The sequence below is a fragment of the Novosphingobium sp. BL-S-34 genome, assembly GCF_056857015.1.
Genome location: NZ_CM166472.1, coordinates 803,614 through 819,849, shown reverse-complemented (window position 1 = coordinate 819,849; position 16,236 = coordinate 803,614). Strand labels below are relative to the sequence as shown.

The 16,236-nt window shown below is 65.2% G+C and carries 17 protein-coding genes; 10 read left to right on the top strand and 7 right to left on the bottom strand.

The features are described from left to right. The first annotated feature begins 248 nt into the window (after positions 1-248). The 5 genes from AC1VV3_RS03860 (at position 249) to AC1VV3_RS03840 (ending at position 4,059) form a co-directional block, all read left to right on the top strand. The gene (locus AC1VV3_RS03860; RefSeq protein ID WP_482961957.1) at positions 249-800 is read left to right on the top strand and encodes a helix-turn-helix transcriptional regulator; all 552 of its coding nucleotides are present in this window, start codon (positions 249-251) and stop codon (positions 798-800) included. A gap of 54 nt (positions 801-854) precedes the next feature. Continuing rightward, positions 855-1,205, top strand: coding sequence for a hypothetical protein (locus AC1VV3_RS03855; protein ID WP_243840850.1), 351 nt, complete (start codon positions 855-857; stop codon positions 1,203-1,205). Positions 1,206-1,266: 61 nt separating this feature from the next. Then, entirely contained in the window at positions 1,267-1,776 is a 510-nt protein-coding gene (locus tag AC1VV3_RS03850; RefSeq protein WP_134093068.1) for a hypothetical protein, read from the top strand. Next, positions 1,674-2,312, top strand: coding sequence for a JAB domain-containing protein (locus AC1VV3_RS03845; RefSeq protein ID WP_431566851.1), 639 nt, complete (start codon positions 1,674-1,676; stop codon positions 2,310-2,312). Before AC1VV3_RS03850 ends, AC1VV3_RS03845 begins: the two co-directional genes overlap by 103 nt. A 97-nt stretch (positions 2,313-2,409) precedes the next feature. After that, entirely contained in the window at positions 2,410-4,059 is a 1,650-nt protein-coding gene (locus AC1VV3_RS03840; RefSeq protein WP_431566850.1) for an alpha-D-glucose phosphate-specific phosphoglucomutase, read from the top strand. A 3-nt stretch (positions 4,060-4,062) separates the two neighbouring features. Here AC1VV3_RS03840 and AC1VV3_RS03835 read toward each other — a convergent pair whose 3' ends face one another. From AC1VV3_RS03835 to npdG, 4 genes are read right to left on the bottom strand one after another with little or no spacing between them, the layout of a single operon-like run. Then, positions 4,063-4,983 carry an LLM class F420-dependent oxidoreductase gene (locus tag AC1VV3_RS03835; protein ID WP_431566849.1) on the bottom strand — a complete coding sequence of 307 codons (921 nt, stop codon included), beginning with the start codon at positions 4,981-4,983 and terminating at the stop codon, positions 4,063-4,065. After that, positions 4,980-5,858, bottom strand: coding sequence for an SDR family NAD(P)-dependent oxidoreductase (locus AC1VV3_RS03830; protein ID WP_431566848.1), 879 nt, complete (start codon positions 5,856-5,858; stop codon positions 4,980-4,982). The genes AC1VV3_RS03835 and AC1VV3_RS03830 overlap by 4 nt, the downstream gene beginning before the upstream one ends. A gap of 13 nt (positions 5,859-5,871) precedes the next feature. Then, on the bottom strand, positions 5,872-6,516 hold the full coding sequence (gene cofC, locus AC1VV3_RS03825; RefSeq protein ID WP_132263201.1) for a 2-phospho-L-lactate guanylyltransferase: 645 nt from the start codon (positions 6,514-6,516) through the stop codon (positions 5,872-5,874). Beyond that, positions 6,513-7,163, bottom strand: a complete 651-nt coding sequence (gene npdG, locus AC1VV3_RS03820) for an NADPH-dependent F420 reductase (protein WP_431566847.1) — start codon at positions 7,161-7,163, stop codon at positions 6,513-6,515. Before npdG ends, cofC begins: the two co-directional genes overlap by 4 nt. A 99-nt stretch (positions 7,164-7,262) precedes the next feature. Between npdG and cofE the strand changes: the two genes are divergently transcribed. The 3 genes from cofE to cofH are packed head-to-tail and all read left to right on the top strand — an operon-like array spanning position 7,263 to position 11,328. Beyond that, positions 7,263-8,045 (top strand): coenzyme F420-0:L-glutamate ligase, encoded by a 783-nt coding sequence (cofE, locus tag AC1VV3_RS03815; RefSeq protein WP_465128109.1) that lies wholly within the window; start codon positions 7,263-7,265, stop codon positions 8,043-8,045. Next, complete coding sequence (gene cofD, locus AC1VV3_RS03810; RefSeq protein ID WP_431566845.1) at positions 8,042-8,998, top strand: 2-phospho-L-lactate transferase; 957 nt, start codon at positions 8,042-8,044, stop codon at positions 8,996-8,998. Before cofE ends, cofD begins: the two co-directional genes overlap by 4 nt. Before the next feature lie 11 nt (positions 8,999-9,009). After that, positions 9,010-11,328 carry a 5-amino-6-(D-ribitylamino)uracil--L-tyrosine 4-hydroxyphenyl transferase CofH gene (gene cofH / locus AC1VV3_RS03805; RefSeq protein ID WP_431566844.1) on the top strand — a complete coding sequence of 773 codons (2,319 nt, stop codon included), beginning with the start codon at positions 9,010-9,012 and terminating at the stop codon, positions 11,326-11,328. A 117-nt stretch (positions 11,329-11,445) separates the two neighbouring features. Here the strand turns inward: cofH and AC1VV3_RS03800 are convergent, their stop codons facing one another. From AC1VV3_RS03800 to AC1VV3_RS03790, 3 genes are all read right to left on the bottom strand, one after another. Continuing rightward, positions 11,446-11,919, bottom strand: coding sequence for a VOC family protein (locus tag AC1VV3_RS03800; protein WP_431566843.1), 474 nt, complete (start codon positions 11,917-11,919; stop codon positions 11,446-11,448). Between the two features lie 88 nt (positions 11,920-12,007). Continuing rightward, complete coding sequence (locus AC1VV3_RS03795; protein ID WP_431566842.1) at positions 12,008-13,189, bottom strand: sulfotransferase family protein; 1,182 nt, start codon at positions 13,187-13,189, stop codon at positions 12,008-12,010. A 148-nt stretch (positions 13,190-13,337) separates the two neighbouring features. Further along, positions 13,338-14,231: a helix-turn-helix transcriptional regulator gene (locus AC1VV3_RS03790; RefSeq protein WP_431566841.1), complete on the bottom strand. Its 894-nt coding sequence runs from the start codon at positions 14,229-14,231 to the stop codon at positions 13,338-13,340. Between the two features lie 182 nt (positions 14,232-14,413). Here AC1VV3_RS03790 and AC1VV3_RS03785 point away from each other — a divergent pair, with 182 nt between their 5' ends. After that, positions 14,414-15,205, top strand: a complete 792-nt coding sequence (locus tag AC1VV3_RS03785) for an SDR family NAD(P)-dependent oxidoreductase (protein ID WP_134093057.1) — start codon at positions 14,414-14,416, stop codon at positions 15,203-15,205. A gap of 23 nt (positions 15,206-15,228) precedes the next feature. Next, positions 15,229-16,236 (top strand): zinc-dependent alcohol dehydrogenase, encoded by a 1,008-nt coding sequence (locus AC1VV3_RS03780; RefSeq protein ID WP_132263187.1) that lies wholly within the window; start codon positions 15,229-15,231, stop codon positions 16,234-16,236.

Below are 16,236 nucleotides of genomic sequence, written 5' to 3'. Positions count from 1 at the left end.
TCCCGACTTAGCTCGGGGATGGCTGACGGCGCGATTCGATGTCTTCAGCAATCGATTCCAACGAAATGCCTTGGTCATAGTGGCCCGGCGATGAGTCCATTGTGGTTAAATTGGCGCCTGTAACGGGTTGATAGTACGTTTACAGACAACCTATAACTGCGTGGCAACGGTGGCGCGGATGAGGCACGACGGAACGAGGGTGGTTCGGTAGCGTTATGGAACTTGAGCGAATGGACGCTGGCGGCGACATGACGCAGTTTCAACGCATTCTTGCGATATTTCCCAGTCTGACTTCGAAACAGCACGAGGTGTTGGGCTTCGTCGCCGAAAACCGCACCAGCAAGGAAATTGCCTGGGAATTGGGCATTTCCGAAAGCGCCGTGAACCAGCGGATCGAAGGCGTTCGCAGCCGCACCGGATCGCCGCCGCGTGCCGAGCTCGCCCGTGCTTACAGGCAGTTCCAACAGGACCAGGCTCAACCGGAACAGATTCAGCCGGACCTGGCAGCAGCCTGTAATCCGCTACCAGAGAAGAATCCTCAGGTTCCGACCGTTTCCCTCTTCGATGAGGATCGGGGCAGGGACGAACTGGTCGAAAGGCTCACGCTTGCCGACGGCGCCACATTCAAGGTGACGGCGCCCTGGCAGGAAGAGAATTTCTCCCGGGTCGTTCCGGAGGTGCTCGATGGAGCGAACGCGGGTCTCAGCCGCACGGCCGCCATGATCGCCATCGCCGGGGGATTGCTCCTCGTCGCGGTGTTCGGTCTGGACCTGGCCACCAAGCTGAGCAGCCTGCTTTGACCCAACCTCCTGCCACGATTGAGACACGCGCATCGGACGGGCCGATGCCGCTGGATGGGGGTCACTATGTCGATCACGATTTCCGCTGCTACCGCCCGGATCGCGCGCCAGCTTCCCGAGGCCGAACTTTCGCTCGATTCGGCTCTGCTCGCTTCGGCGCGTCTGATGGAATCGATGCTGCTGGCACGCCAGGCAGATGGCATCGCCACGTTCACCGGCCAGACCGCGCTGATGCGCCTGGCCAAGACCCAGCGCACTTTGCTCGAAAGCCAGAACGACATGATCCGCGTCCACCAGGAACTCCTGGGCATCGGCCGCGACATCAATGCGATTGCCGACGAGCCGGAAGCCTGCCCGGATCGCGCCCAGCTGGTGGACGACGCCGCCATGTTGCGATCGGCCTAAGCGACCCAGGTACGATCGCGGGTTCCGCGCGTTTCGGGCGGCATGGCCATGGGGGGCTTGCATGCTGACCTGGGGCGCGCGGGCCTACGTTCAATATGGGCTCTACCTCATACTCTTCCTCTTGGCCTGGCGGCGCGGCGATGCACCTGAGCGCGTCCTTGCCGGGATCATGCTCGGCATGGTCGTGGTGGACCGGATCTATCATCTCGGCCGCGGCACGGACCTGCTGGTGTACCACGGGGTGGATGTCGTCCATCTGGCGATCGACACGTCGAGCCTGCTCGGCATCGGCTACGTCGCGCTCCATGCCAACAGGTTCTACCCTTTATGGATAGGTGGGGCGCAGATCATCGCCTTTTCGAGCCATTTCTATCGGCTGGGTCTCGTCGAAATCCAGACGACGGCCTATCAGGTGATGTCGATCATACCATCTTACGTGCAGCTGCTGGCGATGGCCCTGGGCCTGGCGTGTCACATGCGGCGGCAGAAGCGACGGGGCAATTATCCGTCCTGGCGCAGATACTCCGCCCCGTCGTCGGCGCGGGGAGCGAGGTCGTTGCCCGCCGTCTGATTCGGCGCTTTGGCTCGCTGAGCACGATCTACACCGCTTCGGCCCAGGCGCTGGCGGACGAAATCGACGAATCGGGCATCAACAGCCGCGCCATCGCGGCAGTGATCGTCGCGGCGCGAGACCTTGCAGCCGTTGCCGGGCGGGAGACCCTGCTGGGCGAACCGATGAAGACGGGCAGCCCGGCTTTCCGCCAGTATCTCGCCAAAAGGCTGCTCGGCCGCCGCGAGGAATGCGTGATGGTGCTGTTCTTCACCCATGAAGGCCTGTTCATCGCGGAGGACTTCCACGTCGGCACGCGCCAATCCACCTGCGAACTGCCCCTGCGGCGGACGGTTCGCCGGGCTTTCGACCTCGACGCCCGCCGCTTGGTGATGGCGCACAACCACCCCTCCGGCGATCCCACGCCCAGCGCCGACGACGTCCAGTCCACCCGGACTTTCCGGCAGGTGATGGGGGCTCTGGAATTCAGCCTGGACGACCATTTCGTCGTCGCGCGGGGGGGTATCTTCAGTATGAGTGACAACGGTCTGATTTAGATGGCGATTTGCCTTAAGGGACGTGCAACCGGATTGTCTTAGGGGCTATCTATACCGACACGCGCATTCGCGCCGCACGCCTGCATGGAGATTGGGTTTGACCGACATCGTCACCGTACCGACCACGCCTTTCGAGGGACAGGCGCCAGGAACGTCCGGCCTGCGCAAGAAAGTGCGCGTGTTCCAGCAGCCGAACTATGCCGAGAACTTCATCCAGTCGGTGTTCGACGTGGTGAAGCCGCAGTCTGGCGCTGCTTCGGCCGAAGCGGCGCTGGTGATCGGCGGTGACGGCCGCTTCCACAACCGCGCGGTGATCCAGCAGGCGATCCGCATGGCCGCGGCCAATGGCTATGCCCGCGTACTGGTAGGGCAGGGCGGCATTCTTTCCACGCCAGCCGCCAGCAACGTGATCCGCCAATACGGCGCCAGCGGCGGCCTGATCCTCTCGGCCAGCCACAACCCCGGCGGCCCGGATGAGGACTTCGGCATCAAGTACAACATCGCCAATGGCGGTCCTGCACCGGAGGGCGTGACGGACGCGATCCTGGCGCGGACCAAGGAAATCAGCCTCTGGCTGACCGTCGACACGCCGGACATCGATCTCGACACGCCGGGCGAAGTCACGATTGGCGATATGGTGGTGCAGGTGATCGACCCGGTCGCCGACTATGCCGACCTGATGGAAGAGCTGTTCGACTTCGACGCGATCCGAAAGGCGGTCGCCAGCGGCTTCACGATGCGCTTCGACGCCATGAGCGCGGTCACCGGTCCTTACGCGGTCGAGATCCTCGAAAACCGGCTGGGCTTCGCTGCGGGCACCGTGGTCAACGGCACGCCGCTGGAAGATTTCGGCGGCCATCATCCCGACCCCAACCTGATCCACGCCAAGGAACTCTACGACCTCATGATGGGGCCGGATGCGCCGGACTTGGGCGCCGCGTCGGACGGGGACGGGGATCGCAACCTGATCATCGGGCGCGGGCGCTTCGTTACGCCTTCCGATTCGCTCGCCATGCTGGCCGCCAATATCGAAATCGCACCGGCCTATCGCGGCCGTCTCTCGGGCATTGCCCGTTCGATGCCGACCAGTGGCGCCGCGGATCGCGTGGCGGAAGCTCTCGGCATCCCGTGCTTCGAAACGCCAACGGGCTGGAAATTCTTCGGCAACCTGCTCGATGCCGGAATGGTCACGATCTGCGGCGAGGAAAGCGCGGGCACGGGATCGGACCACGTGCGCGAGAAGGACGGGCTCTGGGCCGTGCTGCTCTGGCTGAACATCCTGGCCGTTCGCGACATCAGCGTGGACCAACTCGCCCGCACCCATTGGGCGCGCTTCGGCCGCAACTACTACGCCCGCCACGATTACGAGGCCGTCGATAGCCAGGCTGCCGCTGGCCTGATGTCCGAGCTGAAGGGCGCGCTTGCGGACTTGCCGGGCAAGAGGTTCGGATCGCTCACCGTGTCCCATGCGGACAGCTTTGCCTATACCGACCCCGTGGATCAGTCGGTCAGCGAGAACCAGGGCGTGCGCGTGCTGTTCGAGGACGGCAGCCGCGTGGTCTTCCGCCTCTCAGGCACCGGCACACAAGGCGCCACCTTGCGGGTCTATCTGGAGCGTTACGAGCCGGCGTCCGGCCAGATCGATGCGGATACCGGCGTCATGCTGGAAGCCCAGATCGCCGCCGCGCAGGAAATCGCCGGTATCGCCCGCCACACCGGGCGGATGGCGCCCGACGTGGTGACCTGAGCGTCAGAAGTCGATCCGCGCAATCACGTCTTCGCCGAACTTCAGGGCCTGGTCACAATACTCGGCCCGGGTTTCGGCGTAGACGGAGGCGCCCGCACCGTGGATGCCGAGTGATTTCAGGTGCGCGAAATGGTCCAGCGCTTCCTGCGCGTTCCACCCCGGCTTGATCGAATACGTCGATGAGGCGATGACTTTAGGCGGCTCGGCGCGGCCGATCTTTTCCGCATGGGCGTTCATGTAGGCGATCGCTTCGCTGATGTCCTCGTCGCCCTCCAGATTGGCCGTGCGCGCCGTGTCGGTGACCGACTTGGGCACGAAGAAGGGGTGCCAGGCGTCGCCCATCTCGGCAGCACGGCGCAAGGCGCGCTTTGAATTGCCGCCGACCAGCAGCGGCGGATTGGGCTTTTGCGCCGGGGTAGGCAGGACGCGGTTGCCCAGCGCCGTGTAGCCCGTGCCTTCGAACGTGAATTCGTCGCCGGTCCAGGCCAGCTTCATGGCGGTGATGTACTCATCCATGAGATCGTTGCGCGCATCGAAATCGACGCCGAGCGCCTTGTACTCGGCTTTCATGTAACCTGCGCCGAGGCCCAGGATCACGCGGCCTTGCGTGAAGTGATCCAGCGTCGAGACCCCCCGCGCCACCACGAAAGGGTTGCGATAGGGCAGGACGAGGATGTTGGTCTGCAGGCGCAGCCTGGTCGTCACAGCGCCCAGCATCGAAAGCATGACGAACGGGTCCTGCGCATAGTGTCCGCCGGCATCCAGCCAGCGCGCGGAAGGCACCGGATGGTCAGTGACCGTTCCGGCGTAGAAGCCGGCCCGTTCCACCGTGCGCGCGATTTCCTGCAGGGCTTCGAGCGTGCCGTATTCCTCGGGCCTGTCGATGCGATCGAAGGGCAGGCTGGTGCTGAGCGTGAAGGTCATGGCTGGCTTTCTCTCGTTCGCGATGCGGCTTCGGGGGGCAGGACCCAGTCGTCCTGATCGTTGCGGACCCAGCCTCCGGAGGCCCATGTGCCGCCATCGACGGGGATGATCGTGCCCGTGACGTAGCTTGCGAGTTCGGAGGCGAGAAACACCGCGACGCGGCCGCATTCCTCGTCGATTCCGGCTCGGCCCAGCGGGATGCGGCGGCGGATCGCTTCCTCCTGCTGCGGCGTCGGCCGGTGCCAGAGCGCCGGATCGACCGGCCCCGCGAACTGGCCTCGCGTGCCCGGCGTCTCGGTGAAGTCCGGCGCGATGGCATTCACGCGGATGCCGTGATGGGCAAGTTCCACGGCCAGGGTGCGGGTCAGGTTGTTCAGCCCGGCCTTGCAGGCGGCATAGACCGCATATCCCGGCGCGGCGCGCGAGCCTTCGATACTGGTGACATTGATGATCGAGCCGCCGTTGCCGCCTTCGATCATGATCGACACGGCAGCCTGCGTCGCGGCGAGGTTGGACACCAGGTTGAGATCGATGTGCCGGCGCCAGTTCTTCTCGGCGAGGTCTACGAAAGGCCGCCGCGAGACGCCGCCGACATTGTTCGCCAGCACGTCGAGCCGGCCGAACACGCGTGCGGCCTCTGCCACGGCGTTCTGGACGACATCCGCGTCCATGGCATTGCCTGCGATGCAGAGCGCCCGCCGCCCGCGCGCTTCCACCAGTTCGGCCACCTGGTCGCAGCGTTCGGGAATGGCTTCCAGAATGGCGACGTCCGCGCCCATGTCTGCCATGCAGAGCGCAATCGAGCGCCCTATGCCGCCGCCGCCGCCGGTGACGAACACGACTTTACCTGTCAGGTCGATGACCGTGCCATCCACACCGCTTCTCCCATCATGCCGGCCGTTTTCGGCGCTCCATGCGTGGTCGGCGGCCTGGTCCGGCGTTGAACACGCGTCTTAGCAGGCGGACAGCATCCGCGAGATCGAGGGGGTGGTCTATATCTTTCTCCAACCCGCACGAGACGATCGTCTCCACGGTAAGTCCGCGATTTATGGCGTGATTGCAGTGGGTTGGAAAACTGTTCTGGCCGAAGGAAAAGGGAAACCAGATACCGTCAGGCAACGGCAGGGACAGGCCGTTGGTGCCGGTGTGATGGCGGTCGGGGGCGATGCCGACGGTGCCTGCGGGAAGGCGCGCCAGTCGCTCCACGTCGGCGAGGCTCAGGCAGGGTAGGTCGGCCGGGAGGATGACGATGCGTTCCGGCCCGGCGGCGGTGATGGCGGCCATGGTGCTTTCCAGCGCGCCATTGAGATCGGGGCCGGGATCGTCGAAGCGCAGGATGCCGGTGCCGAGATTGGGCCGGGCCGGGCCCAACACGCAGACGCGCTGGATCGCAGGGCAGGCACTCACCGTGTCGAGGACGTGGCGCAGCATCCCGGAAACCAGCGCCTCGCGCGCCTCTGGGTCCAAGGCAGAGGCCAATCGGGTCTTGCCCAGACGCGGCGCCTTGACCGGGATGAGTGCCCAGCAGCTCACGGCACTTGCGGCGCTGCGGTGAGGTTGGTGAAGCGTATCCCGGCGCCGTCGGCCTTGTAGGTCTTGTTCATGTAGATGAGGATCGAGGTCAACGCTTCCGCCGCCGCGGAATTGGCCAGAGCACCGCCGGAAAGCCCGCGCAGGCCCATGCCGGGGCAGAGGTCCACCACTGTCTGGCGCGCCTCCACGTCGTCCGAGAAGACCAGCACGTCGCAGTCGATCGCATGGTCGCTGTCGAGGTGGTGGGCGGAGACGTTATGGAAGGCGGTGACGAGCCGTGCGTCCGGTCCCAGATGCGCGCGCGCCTGCATGGCGGCGCTGCCCTCGGCCGGTAGCTGCACGCGCATGACCTTGGGCGGCACCAGCGGCACGGTGGTATCGACGACCACGGCATTGCCCACCACGCCCGCGATCTGCTGCAGCGTTTCACCTTGCGAGGCGTGGGGCACGGCGACGATCACCACATCCTTGCCCTTTGCGGCATCCCCGTTCTCGGCATGGCCGGCCGCGCCCAGTTCCTCGGCCACCGCACGGGCCTTGTCCGCTGTGCGTGAGCCGATGGTCACCTGATGCCCCGCCTTGACGAGCCTTCGCGCGATACCCTTGCCGAGCGCTCCGGTTCCGCCGATCACCGCGATTGCTGCCATCAGATTATCTCTCCCGCGAATTCTTGGTTGTTGTCATTGTCGTTCCCGGCATTTTCGTTTCCGATAGGGCGGTTTTTAGAAAGGCGTTCGGGAAGACCGATGAAGCGAAATCCAGAACTGACCGTGCGACCGCTCGCCGGATTGCCCATGTTCGCTACCGGAATGTCGATTGCGCAAGCGATATGCGCGAGCCTTGCGGCCGAAGGTGACCGGTTCCGCGATGGCGATATCTTGGTGGTCGCGCAGAAGATCGTCTCCAAGGTGGAGGGCCGCGCCCGCGATCTCGCGGATTTCTCCGCTTCTGAGGAAGCACTTGAACTTGCAGGCGCAACCGGACGGGAGCCGGAGATGATGCAGGCGATACTGGAGGAAAGCTCTCGGATCCTGCGCCGCACGCCCGCTGCCGTGATCGCAGCGCACCGGACGGGCCACGTACTGGCCAACGCGGGGATCGATGCGTCCAATGTCGAGGGCGGGGAGAGTGGCCGTGTGCTGCTCTGGCCGCTCGACCCGGACGCCTCTGCCCGTGCCTTACGGGCCGAAGTTCAAAACGCGTGTGAAGTCAGGGTTGGCGTCGTGATCGCGGATTCGATGGGTCGGGCCTGGCGGATCGGGACGCTCGGTACTGCGATCGGGTGCGCGGGGCTGATCGTACTGGAAGACCGTCGGGGCCGTGCGCAGGACTTATATGGCCGCACCTTGCAGGCAACCGTGATCGGTGTTGCCGACTCCATTGCGGTCATGGCGGCGCTGGCCATGGGAGAGGGAGCGGAAGGAACCCCGGCTGCTCTTGTGCGCGGCTGCGAACGCTGGGTAACCGAGGAAGACGGGCCGGGCGCGGTCAGCGGGCTACGGCCCATTGAGCAGGATATGTTTCGATGAGCGGCAAGCACATTCTCGCGCTGTCCGGCGGGGTCGGAGGCGCGAAACTGGCGGCGGGACTGGCTGCCGTCATGGCGCCCGACGATCTCACCTTGGTCGTCAACACCGGAGACGATTTCGAGCATCTTGGTCTAACTATCTGCCCTGACCTGGATTCCGTAACTTATGCGTTGGCCGGGCTTAACGATGCCGTGCGCGGTTGGGGCGTGAAGGACGAAACATGGCAGACCATGGCCATGCTGCGTGCATTGGGTGAAGAGGGCTGGTTCAACCTTGGCGACCGCGACATGGGCATGCACATCGCGCGGTCCTGGCGGCTGCGCGCAGGTGAGACGCTTTCCGAGGTGACGGCGCGGCTGACGCGGGAACTCGGCATTGCCCATGCAGTGGTGCCGATGAGCGACGATCCGGTGCGTACGCAAGTTCTCACCGATGCAGGATGGACCGATTTCCAGAGATGGTTCGTGGAAAATCAATGTGTTGATCCGGTACTTGATGTGCGGTTCGAGGGAGTGCCGGGTGCGAGGCCGTCGCCCTGTCTGGCGAAGACATTGGCGCGGGACGACCTCGCCGCCGTCATCATCTGCCCTTCCAACCCCTTTCTCAGCGTCGATCCGATTCTTGCGCTCGATGGCGTGCGGGACGCGCTGGCGGCGCTGCGGGTGCCGGTGATCGCGGTCTCGCCGCTGGTGGGAGGGGCTGCAATCAAAGGGCCGCTGGCCAAGATGCTCGCCGAGCGCGGGCACGGCGTCAGCAACGAGGCCATTGCCTGTCACTACCAAGATCATTGGGGCGATCTTCTCGACCACCTCTTGATCGACGAGGCCGATGAGGCCGATGTCTCATGCTTGCAGGCACGGGGCCTTCGGGTCACCGTGACGAAGACAATGATGCGCGAAGCCGCCGATCGGGAAAGGCTCGCGAAGGAGGTGCTTGCCATCGCAGGCATCTGAAGGGTGAGCAGATGCAGGATGAGACCCGCCAGTTGAAGGCATGGTTGCTGGCCGCTCCGCTGGAGGAGGTCACCGCCCGGGCAAGAGCCCGCCGCGATGCGAAGGGCCCGGCGCGGATGACTTATTCGCCCAAGGTCTTCATTCCGCTGACGCGCCTTTGCGCCGACGTTTGCCACTACTGCACTTTCGCGACCACGCCCTCGCGGCTCGAGGCGCCCTACCTGACGCTTGAAGAGGTGCTGGAAATCGCCAGCGCCGGCGCCGGTGCGGGGTGCCGCGAGGCGCTGTTCACGCTGGGGGATGCGCCGGAGCGCCGCTATGCCGTCGCGCGCGAATGGTTGGCGGAGCGTGGTTTCACGCGCACCATCGATTACGTCCGCCACTGCGCCGATCGGGTGCTGAAGGAGACCGGCCTGCTGCCGCACGTCAATGCCGGCGTGCTGGAGGAGGACGACTACCGGATGCTCCGCCCGGTTTCGGCGTCGGCGGGGCTGATGCTGGAAAGCACCTCGGAGCGGCTGCTGGAAAAGGGCATGTGCCACCACGGCTCGCCCGACAAGGAGCCGGCCCTGCGTCTTGCCTCGCTGGCCGCTGCGGGCAGAGCGAAGGTGCCGATGACGAGCGGGGTGCTGATCGGCATCGGCGAGACGGCGGACGAGCGGATCGATGCCCTGCTGGCCCTGCGCGACCTGCATCTTGAGCACGGCCACTTGCAGGAAGTGATCGTCCAGAACTTCTGCCCCAAGCCGGGCACGAAGATGGCGAAAGCGCCCGAGGCGAGCGAGGCCGATTTCCTGCGCATTGTCGCGGCCGCGCGCATCCTGCTGCCGGACGGGGTTTCCGTGCAGGCTCCGCCCAATCTCAATGACGAGCGCCTGGTTGAGCTGATCGACGCGGGCATCGATGATTGGGGCGGCATTTCGCCGGTCACGCTCGATCATGTGAACCCGGAAGCGCCGTGGCCTGAAGTGGAACGGCTGCGCGCCATCTGCGCCGCGAAGGGCCTGCCACTGGTCGAGCGCCTGACCGTCTATCCGCGCTTCGTCATGAGCGAGGACCGATCATGGCTCGATCCGGCGATCCGTCCGGCGGTGCTACGCCACGCCGATGCCGAAGGGCTGGCGCGTGACAGTGCCTGGAGCCCGGGGCTGGCCGATCAGCATGCGCCGGGCAGTGTGCGGGCGCCGCTGGGGCGGTATCACGAAGGCCCGGTTGCGGCCTCGCTCCACCGTATCCTCGACCGCGCGGCGAGCGGGGCGACATTGAGCGAGGACGAGATCGTCGCGCTGTTCGCGACGCGCGGTGCTGCGGCGCAAGCGGTGGTTGCGGCGGCGGACGCGCTGCGGGCGGAAGTCAGCGGCGATACCGTGACTTACGTGGTCAACCGCAATATCAACTATACCAATATCTGCACGCACACCTGCTCGTTCTGCGCGTTTTCCAAGACGAGCAGCAAGGCGGGCTTCCGCGACAAGCCGTATAATCTGGACCTGTCCGAGGTCGCCGGCCGCGCCCGCGAGGCGGTGGAGCGTGGGGCGACCGAGGTCTGCCTGCAGGGCGGCATTCACCCGAGCTATACCGGCGAAACCTATCTTGCGATCCTACGCGAGGTGAAGGAGGCTTGTCCCAGCCTGCACGTCCATGCCTTCTCGCCGCTCGAAGTCAGTCAGGGCGCGCGGACGCTGGGCATGCCGGTGCGGGACTATCTGGCGATGCTGAAGGACGCGGGGCTGGGCTCGCTGCCCGGCACGGCGGCCGAGATCCTCTGCGACGACATTCGCGAACAGATATGTCCCGGCAAGCTGACGACGCAGGAATGGCTCGACGTGGTCGGCACCGCTCACCGGGTCGGCCTGCCGACGACTTCGACAGTGATGTTCGGCCATCTCGAAGGTACCGAGCACTGGGCGCGGCATTTGCTGGCCTTGCGCCATCTCCAACTCGACACCGGCGGCATCACGGAGTTCGTGCCGCTGCCGCTGGTCCACATGGAAGCGCCGTTCTACCGGCGCGGACAGTGCCGCAAGGGGCCGACCTGGCGTGAGGCGGTGATGATGCACGCGGTGGCGCGCCTGGCGCTGAACGGGGCGATCAACTCGATCCAGTGCTCGTGGGTGAAGCTGGGCATGGACGGCGCGGCCGCCGTGCTGGCAGCGGGGGCCAACGACCTCGGCGGCGTGCTGATGGACGAAAGCATCAGCCGCGCGGCGGGCGCAGCGCACGGACAAGGCGTGACCATCGCTGAACTGCGCGCGGCGGCGGAGAGTGTGGGGCGCACACTGAAACAGCGGACCACGCTTTATGGGGAAGTGGTGCTGGAAACGGCTTAAAGCTGCGCCGCAGACTTTTCCTGGTCCCTAACTCGACATGAGCGCGGGACGTAGACTGCAAGCCCAAGGCGTGCGGTTCTGGGGTGCAGGGGCGATGGCCCCTGCTTTTCCGTTGTCTTACATCGCCTTGATCTGCTGCCACATGGCGTCAGGCATCCAGGTATATTCGATGTAGTGCCCAAGGATTTTGCGCGCATCGAGGTAGAGGAACTTCAGCGCGTTCGGATCGTCGCCTTCCGGCCGCTCCATGGCGAGCGGGAATTCCTGAGCGTCCACGCGCTTGCGGAAATCGGCCCAGTCGTCGACGCCGAAGCAGATGTGGTGGAAGCGCAGCGGGCCGCCGTTGGACTGGCAGCCTGCATAGATGCCCGCTTCATCGATCTCGTTTTCGATCAGTTCGATCTGGAGTTCGCCGATCCAGATGAAGCAGATCCGGCCCTTCTGGCGCTTCAGCCCCTGCGGGGTGAGCACTTGCTGATCCACCGGAATGATCATCGGTTCGCGGGTCAGCCCGCGCCCGCGGAACAAGTCGATCCCGGCTTCCAGATTGTCGCAGACATAGGCGTTCTGGTAGTGACGGCCTTCGAGCATCAGTCTCTCCTAAAGTTTCTAGCGCCCGGCCTTAATTGCCATCGCCCGCGAAAGCGGGGGCGATGGGCTCAGGTAGGCGGATGGGCGATCAGCCTTCGCGGGCCACGTCGTAGCGCGACAGATAGCGTTCGAAGAGCGGATCAAGCTCGGCCTTCTCGATGCCGTACTGGGCCAGCTTGTATTCGTGCTTGCCGAACTTGTCCTGCGGGTTGTCGTCCACCCATTGCTGGATGCCGGCCTCGGCCTCGGCGGTCCATTCGTCGCCGAGCTGCCGGTAGACCTTCTTCATCGTGCCGATGGGATCGGCGGTCATGTCCGCATAGTGGACGTCGATCACCTTGTCCTCGCCGTGCTTGTCGCGGAAATCCATGATCCGGTTGGCGTGTTCGGCTGCCTGCCAGGTGTAGTTCTCCTTGAGCCACGCGGTGTCCGGCTTGCCCATGTGCGCCATGTGGCTGAGCGAGATGACGGAGCACAGCGAGCCGGTGGCGGCGAAGGGATCGCGGTGGGCCCAGAGCACGCGGGCATCGGGATAGACCTTGAAGATCGTCTCCAGCCAGAGCGCGTGGCTCGGCTTCTTCACGTTCCAGACGCCGCCGGCATTCTGCTGCAGCAGCTGAAGGAACTTCTTGTGGTACTCATAGGCGCTGGTCATGTCGCAGGAGAAGATGAACTCCTTGTATTCCGGCAGCTTGCCCTTGGAATCGATCATCAGCGTCTTGAAGTCATGCGCCATGAAGAACACGCATTCGTTCGGGTAGACAGCCGATCCGCGATAGTACTTGCCCATGGCCGGATTGGCTTCCAGCATGGCCTTTTCCTGCGCCAGACGAGCCTGCGCGCGCGGATCGGTGGTGAGCAGGTCCTTCGAGGCGACCGGCGGCACCGGATCGTCGATTTCCCAGGTCAGCGGCGAACGGCGCGCCGGATCGGCGGCGAGCAGGTTGGACAGCAGCGTGGTGCCGGTGCGCGGCACGCCCATCACGAAGACGGGACGCTCGACCGGGCGGGTGAGCAGTTCCGGGTTCTGGCGCAGGTAGTCCGAGATTTTCAGGCGGCCGCGAAGGTAGTGGAGGGTATCGGCGGTGGCGCGGGCGATGCCGCCTTCGGTGTACTGGCCGCGCGCGATTCCGGCGTTGAAGTCGTTCACGAAGACGTCGAAGCCCTCGCGCCAGGTGTCGTTGTCGAAGGCATCGATGCCGGTGTCCTTCATTGCCTGTTCGACGAGGGCGTCGCCGACGATCTGGTCCGCCGTAAGTTGCTCGGCCATTGCGTGATCCTCTTTCCCGTGTCTCTGTGCGGGCCGCTGCGGCGGCCTCATGGATACGAGATAGCCTGCGCGCGGGGCCGATTGGCAATGCGGCAGGCGCGTCAGATCGGGCCGTTATGTCGAATCCGGGTCAAGACCGGCAGCAGCCTCACGCCGCGACCGACGTCGAGGCCAGGGCGCGTCCCTGCCGCTGGCGGAAGGTGCTGGGGCTGGCGCCGACCGCGCGGCGGAAGGCGAAAGTGAAGCTGGATGGCGAGGCGAAGCCCATCGAAAAGGCGATCGTCTTCACGCTCTCCCCCTCCATCAGCAGGCGCTTGGCGGCTTCCATGCGGCGCTGCTCGATATAGTCGCCGATCGAGCAGGCGCGGCTGACGCGGAACCCGCGCGTGAGCTGGCGCACCGAAAGGCCGCACAAGTCTGCCAGTTCCTTGAGTGGCGGCGCACTCAGGTCCCCGGCAAGGCGTTCCTCGATCACGCGCAGGCGCCAGCCGGACAGGCCGCCGGTCATCGGCCTTTCGGAGACCTCCAGGCCATAGCGCCCCAGTTCGATGGCCAGTTCGCCGCCCAGCAGTTCCAGCATTCGGCGTGACGCAAGGCCGGGGTGGCGCACTTCGGCGGTGATGCGGAACAGCAGCGCGCGCACTTGCGCGCTGCCGATATCCAGCGCGGCGGCCAGGTGTGCGTCGTCCCACGGCAGTTCGCGGCCGAGCAGTTCATGCACCAGCGATGCGTCGATCGTGCAGACCAGCGATGCCTGCCGCCCGCTCCCGCCCCGGATGTAGAGCGACTCGCCCGGCGGGATCACGAAGACGTCGCCCAGCCGCTCGAACCGGTGCGGCCCCCAACGCTCGCGATAGCCGCCGCGCGATTGCAGCGGGCGGGGCGTAAGACACAAGTTCACATGGTATCCGGCGCCCACCGCGTGGCGGGTGTCGGTGGGTTCGGGAATGTCGAAACGGACGATTTCGGCATGGATTCCCGGCGCGGAAAGCGCGGCGTCGACAGTCATGGTCGGCAGCGGGGCGGCCGTGCTGGCGGGCATCTCTCATTCTCCCGGACGCTTCAGGTCTCTATCGGGTCTCCGGCCCGAATTCGTGTCCCTGACGCTTGGATAAGGCCTGATTTCTATTCCCCCCACGCTTGCGGGACAAGGCCGCTGTCGGGAAACATCGCGCCAACGAAAGTGCCGGCAGGAAGGCCGGTAACGGGATCGAGGAGAGAATGATGGCCAAGGGCCTTTTCGACTGCACGGGCAAGGTGACGGTGGTGACCGGCGGCAACGGCGGCATCGGCTTCGGCTTTGCCATGGGCGTCGCCAAGATGGGGGGCGACGTGGCGATCTGGGCCCGCAATGCCGAGAAGAGCGCCAAGGCCAAGGCCGAACTGGAAGCGGCCGGTGCGGGCAAGGTGATCGCCTATCAGGTGGACGTTTCGCAGGAAGCGAACATCGTCGAAGGCTACAAGCAGGTCATGGCGGATTTCGGCCGGGTGGACTGCGTTTTCGCCAATTCAGGCGCTTCGCCGCGCTATAACTCGGTGTTCGAAATGCCGACCGAGCACTGGCACGAATTCCAGAACACCGCGCTCCACGGCGCTTTCTTCACCCTGCGCGAAGGTGCGCGGCTGATGAAGGAGCGGGTCGAGGCGGGTGACGAAAGCGGTGGCAGCCTGGTCGCTTGCGGTTCGCTCTCGTTGTTCCAGGGCCTGCCGGGCAAGATGGAATATGCCTCTTCGAAGGCCGCGATTGCGGCGGCGGTGCGCTGCCTTGCCATCGAACTGGCACCGTTGGGCATTCGCGCCAACGTCGTCGCGCCGGGCCTGATCATGACGCCGATGATGGGCGATGGCCCGCGTGCCGACGCAGTTGCCGCGCACTTCGCCCCGACGATCCCGATGAAGCGCACCGGCTATCCGGCGGACTTCGAAGGCATCGGCGCCTATCTGTGTTCGGACGCCAGCTCGTTCATGACGGGTGAGACCGTGACCATCGACGGCGGCTACATGGTCCGCCCCTGAGCGGCCGGATGAGGAGAGAAGCTATGGAACTGCTCAAGATCCACGGCGTCGGCGATGTCCGCGTCGATGCTTACGAACGTCCGGCGGCGGGGCCGAAGGATGTGGTCGTCAAGATGAAGTCGGTCGGCATCTGCGGATCGGACCTGTCCTACATCAAGATGGGCGGCATTCCGCCGGGTGTGGAGACCGCGCTGGGCCATGAAGGCGCCGGCGAAGTGATGGAAGTGGGCGCGGAAGTCTCCGGCATTGCCGTCGGCGATGCGGTGATCGTCAATCCGATGATGACGCCCAGCAACATCGGTTCGGGCGGACCGGAGGGCGCGTTCACGCAGGAATTGCTGGTGCGGGAGGCGCGCCTGGGCGATTCGATCCTGCCGATCCCCGAAGGCATCTCCTACGACGTTGCCGCCATGTGCGAGCCGCTGGCCGTCGCCATGCACGGCGTCAACCGGGCGGACGTGAAGCCCGGCGACAAGGTCGTGGTGTTCGGTTGCGGGCCGATCGGCCTTGGCATGCTGCTCTGGCTGATCGATCGCGGCGTGACCGACGTGGTTGCGCTCGACCTTTCGGAAGAGCGGCTGGAGCGGGCGCGCGCGCTGGGCGTGCAGGCCGCCCTCGATCCCAGCAAGATCGATCTGCGCGCGGAACTGGCGAAGCTTCACGGCGAAGTGCCGAGCTATGGCCGCGTGGGCGTGGGCACCGATGCCTTCATCGACGCGGCGGGCGCGCCGAATATCCTGACCGAAGTGATCATGATGGCCAAGTTCCATGCGAAACTGGTCATCACGGCGGCCTATATGCGGCCCATCGAGTTTCCGGTCGGGCGCATGCTCACCAGCGAGATGACCATCACCACGGCGGTCGGCTATCCCACCGAGATGCCCGAAGTGATCGCCGCCATGCCACGCCTGAAGGACAAGATCGCGGCGATGATCAGCCACAAGCTGCCGTTCAGCGAGATCATGAAGGGCCTGGAAATCGCCGCAACGCCGCAGTCCGCCAAAGTCATGATCGGCATCGAGGAGGCTTGA